At 55.4% G+C, this 3969-nt stretch carries 5 protein-coding genes and 1 pseudogene; 2 read left to right on the top strand and 4 right to left on the bottom strand.

Annotation, left to right across the window (positions count from 1 at the left end):
• Window positions 1-329: 329 nt before the first annotated feature.
• From PH5382_RS19900 to PH5382_RS20250, 4 genes and pseudogenes are all read right to left on the bottom strand, one after another.
• A pseudogene (locus tag PH5382_RS19900) lies at window positions 330-455 on the bottom strand (IS110 family transposase); the annotation flags it as partial.
• Between the two features lie 107 nt (window positions 456-562).
• Window positions 563-757 carry an ABC transporter permease subunit gene (locus PH5382_RS20260; protein ID WP_255354115.1) on the bottom strand — a complete coding sequence of 65 codons (195 nt, stop codon included), beginning with the start codon at window positions 755-757 and terminating at the stop codon, window positions 563-565.
• 81 nt (window positions 758-838) lie between these two features.
• The gene (locus tag PH5382_RS20255) at window positions 839-1006 is read right to left on the bottom strand and encodes a hypothetical protein (RefSeq protein WP_231751948.1); all 168 of its coding nucleotides are present in this window, start codon (window positions 1004-1006) and stop codon (window positions 839-841) included.
• Window positions 996-1259, bottom strand: coding sequence for a hypothetical protein (locus tag PH5382_RS20250; protein ID WP_231751950.1), 264 nt, complete (start codon window positions 1257-1259; stop codon window positions 996-998). Before PH5382_RS20250 ends, PH5382_RS20255 begins: the two co-directional genes overlap by 11 nt.
• 324 nt (window positions 1260-1583) lie before the next feature.
• On the opposite strand from PH5382_RS20250, the gene PH5382_RS19195 reads away from it, so the two are divergent.
• On the top strand, window positions 1584-2972 hold the full coding sequence (locus tag PH5382_RS19195; RefSeq protein ID WP_082645781.1) for an SLC13 family permease: 1389 nt from the start codon (window positions 1584-1586) through the stop codon (window positions 2970-2972).
• 194 nt (window positions 2973-3166) lie between these two features.
• Entirely contained in the window at window positions 3167-3769 is a 603-nt protein-coding gene (locus PH5382_RS19190; protein WP_058335985.1) for a class I SAM-dependent methyltransferase, read from the top strand.
• Window positions 3770-3969: the final 200 nt, after the last annotated feature.

Raw genomic sequence — 3969 nt, 5'->3', positions numbered from 1 at the left:
TCGACATATCTAATCTCCTTCGTATTGAAGATCAGCTGACTACAAATCGCAGCTTGCGTCAGTGTCCGAATTTCGGGGGGGAGCTCAGTGTGGATAGCTCCCGCATAGCAAGACATATTTGAAGTAATTTCGCACTGGTCAGAAGCAGACGAGTGTCCGGCCTGTTTGCGCGGCACTCGTAGCCGCTGGCCCTAGTGGTTTCCCCAGACCAAGTCCCAAACGGCTTATCGAAAACACTGCGTCCTGGACATTCGACGGGGTGTCTTGGTTGGCGGGCTGGCTGTGCGCCATCATTTCATTGGTCTTGCTGTCTCGGTTGTTCCTTCCGTCTAAGCTGTATGGGGCCGGTAGTATTCATTCTTAGTCAACACAGCCCACACTATTCGCGCTGTCTTATTCGCCATGGCGACAGTCGCCAGTCGAGCGGGCTTGCGCTCGAGAAGACCTATAGCCCATTGATCGGGCCTTCGATCGTGCCGATACCACCGATCACCACGATGAAGATCACAAAGGCGGTCCAGTCGTTTACGGAGAAGGCCGCATCTGGTGAGATGCGCAGCTTTTACAGGAAGGTCAGCGCGCCGATCACGGCTGTTAAGGCAGAGGTCACGACATAAACGATGAATTTGGTGCGCCAGATATCGATACCGAGGCTACTGGCCGCTGTTTCATTGTCGCGGATTGCAGTCAGTGCGAGGCCCTTGCGCGACCGCAGGAAGAAGTACACGGCCGTGACCACCAAAGCCGCAGCGCCGATACGTACATTGCTCCCACTTTGCAGCGATCCGCGCCTCGGTGCGGCTTGATGTCGACCAAAGCCAGGTTGGGGCCAGCGATGTTATGAAACTCCGGGGAGAATCCGACCGAAGAATTCCGATATTTCTTCGAAGGTATCCGGCGGCAGGATATTGGCGATATACTGGTCCGGGCGGACCACCACCAAGCAGCCACGTTCGCGGTCGATGCCGCGCAGGTCGAAGATGTCACCGCGATCCTTATGAGCCACGTAGAAGGCCTTCGTGATCTTGCAGACCCAACCGCCCCTTGGTGGGCTTCAGGAGCGACGGCATGTCCTCGCAGGCCAACGTGTCGAAGGTCTGCTGGAACATTGCGCGCAGGTCGATCACCGCATCGACGCCCTCACCCTCGCGGGTGTGCTTCACCACCGGCGATTTCGGATCCCCCTCCAGCCAGTCGGCGAGCCTGTGGATCACGGAACCCGGGGCCGAGCTGTCATTCCGCCCGGCAAGGGCATAGATCCGCCAGCGCCAATCCGCCTCAGCCCCCTACTAGCGACCTCCCATAGTTGCTAGCGGGTCTCCAATCGCCGTAAAGACCAATCAAATTCTCTCTATGGTATTCAAAGACAAACTTAGCTTGGGGCAACGCTCCAATACCGAAGGCTATGCCGCATATTCTGTTTTGAGGGCTGAAATTGACCATTTGGCGCGTCAACGACAAGACCCTGCCGATCGAGGTTTGACTACGGCTGCTGCCTTTTGCCGACAGGTTGGCGTGCGAACCCATCTTCGGCTGATCGGTGGTAAGTCTGTTCTCCAAGATGTACTCTGTTAGGGTGCAGTATGAAATTGAAGCCGCTAGCTATCGTTGCAGGACTGTTATTTCTCGTTGCACCTGCCTTCCTGTCCGCCCCTATCGGCATGCCCGGTGCGGCGTGGCTGGCATCAGGTCTTGCGTTTACCATGGCGCTTTGGTGGCTAACCGAAGCCCTGCCTCTTCCCGCAACGGCACTGCTGCCGCTCGCTGTGGCTCCTCTGCTCGGGATCGCAGATCTAAGCGAGATCGCGACTTCTTTTGGACATCCGCTCATCTTTCTTTTTCTCGGTGGGTTTCTTCTGGCGAAAGCGATTGAAAAATCAGGGCTGCATGAGCGCATGGCTTTCACACTTCTTCGCATCGCTGGTGAACGCCCTGACCGCATTCTTGCTTCCATTATGCTGACGACGGCATTTTTGAGCCTCTGGATCAGCAATACTGCGTCGGCGATGGTGGTCACGCCGATTGCCGCAGCAGTAGCGGCCTCTCAGACGGAGCGCCCAGAATTTGGCACCGCTCTGATGCTTGGCGTTGCCTTTGCCGCCACGATCGGCGGGATGGGATCGTTGATCGGAACGCCACCGAACGCAATTTTCGCGGCGCATCTCAGTACTGCCTATGGGATAGAAGTTGGGTTTGCTCGATGGGCTGCAGTCGGCGTGCCGACGGCGATAGTCATGCTTGCCATCGCATGGTGGGTTCTGTCGCGCTTCACACCACGCTTGCAGGCAGGGAAACTGAAGATTTCGTTTGGTGAAGGTCTGGGAAAGATGAGGGTTTCAGAACGCCGCGTCGGTTTCATTGCGGGACTGACCGCGCTCGCATGGATTTCGCGACCAATGTTCGAGGCGCTATTCCCAACACTTGCCCTAACCGATGCCGGAATTGCCATGCTCGCCTCGATTGCGCTGTTTATCATTCCCAGCGGCCATGGCGAACGACTACTCGACTGGGACACTGTCGCGACGCTTCGCTGGGATGTCCTTATTCTGTTTGGTGGGGGCCTAGCACTCGCTGGTATTCTTGATCAGACTGGCCTCGCCGTTTGGATTGGAGGGCAGATCGAGATACTCAACCAACTGCCTGTAATTCTCCTGCTTTTCATCATGGCCACGGTCATCGTCTACGTCGGTGAGCTGGCCAGCAACACCGCGATGGCAGCCATATTTCTTCCTATCGCCGGCGCAGTGGCGGTATCGCTGAATACCGACCCCGTGACCTTTATGCTGCCCCTCGCACTAGCAGCTTCCATTGGGTTCATGCTCCCGGTTGCGACACCGCCCAACGCGATTGTCTTTGTTAGCCCATCTGTCACGCGCGGCGACATGCTTCGTGCGGGCGCGCCCCTTGATCTAGCCGGGATACTGATCACCGTCGGTATAGGCTCGATTATGGCCTCATTTGTTCTCGGGTGAGGGACAGCCGAGAGATGAATTGTTCCTGAAATCAGGAGATGTCGGCAGATATGGACAGCGCTGCATCTAGGTCCCCCACCGAAAGGTACCTAGTTTTGGCATTTGTATTTAGGGGCTGTGGTCAATACAGAAAAGCAGTACAAACTGAAGACCATCGGTATTGGTGCTCTTCAGGGATCGAAAATGAGTAGATTTTGAAACAGGCTGCGACAGAACTACGGGTTGATTTTGTCGAAGGTGCAGTGGCGCATCGTCTTCGGTTCGGTGGCGGTCGGGGTCAAGACTTAGCAAAAGCAATGGGGCTGCGTGGTGGCAAAACGCCAACGATTATTGATGCAACAGCCGGGTTGGGGCGAGACTCATTTCTCTTAGCATCCCTAGGTGCGCAAGTGACATTGATAGAGCGTTCAGAGAAAATGCATGAATTGCTGGTTCAAGGTATGAAACGCGCGGCGGAAGAGGGTGGTCAGTTTCGCGAGATTATTGGCCGCATGACTCTGTTGAAGGGAGACGCCAAGGATTTGATCCCCGAGCTGTCCTGCGATGCAATTTTGATAGATCCAATGCACCCTGTACGGAAGAAATCAGCGCTGGTGAAGCAGGATCTGCGTCAAGTTCGAGAGCTCGTCGGCACCGACGATGACGCTCCTGATTTAGTGCGAATAGCGATTAAACATGCGCGAAAACGGGTAGTTCTCAAATGGCCTGCTAAAGCCGATCCGATTGACGGAGTTATGGCATGTACACACCAAATTCGAGGCAAAACAACGCGATATGATGTTTTCATGGTAGGGTAAGGAAAGCTACGTCGTCTAAATTCAAGGCCCCGCGCCGCTCCCGTTCAAAGCCGCCGTCCGCTGTGTTCGAATTCACTGCGATGCAGTTTCACCGAAGCACACACTATCTGCACTAAATAAAAACAGGTGACGGCCACAAGCCATGGGCTTTGTTGCACAAATCGGTTTCTGAGGGGACTTCCCCTTTCCCCGGACGGAAT

Source organism: Phaeobacter sp. CECT 5382 (genome assembly GCF_001457775.1).
GTDB lineage: Bacteria > Pseudomonadota > Alphaproteobacteria > Rhodobacterales > Rhodobacteraceae > Pseudophaeobacter.
Note: the sequence above shows the minus strand (reverse complement) of the source record. Positions and strands in the feature narration are given on the sequence as shown.

Coding starts and splice junctions, on each gene's coding strand:
- PH5382_RS19195 (WP_082645781.1), top strand. CDS start 1,584: ATGAAATTGAAGCCGCTAGCTATCGTTGCAGGACTGTTATTTCTCGTT.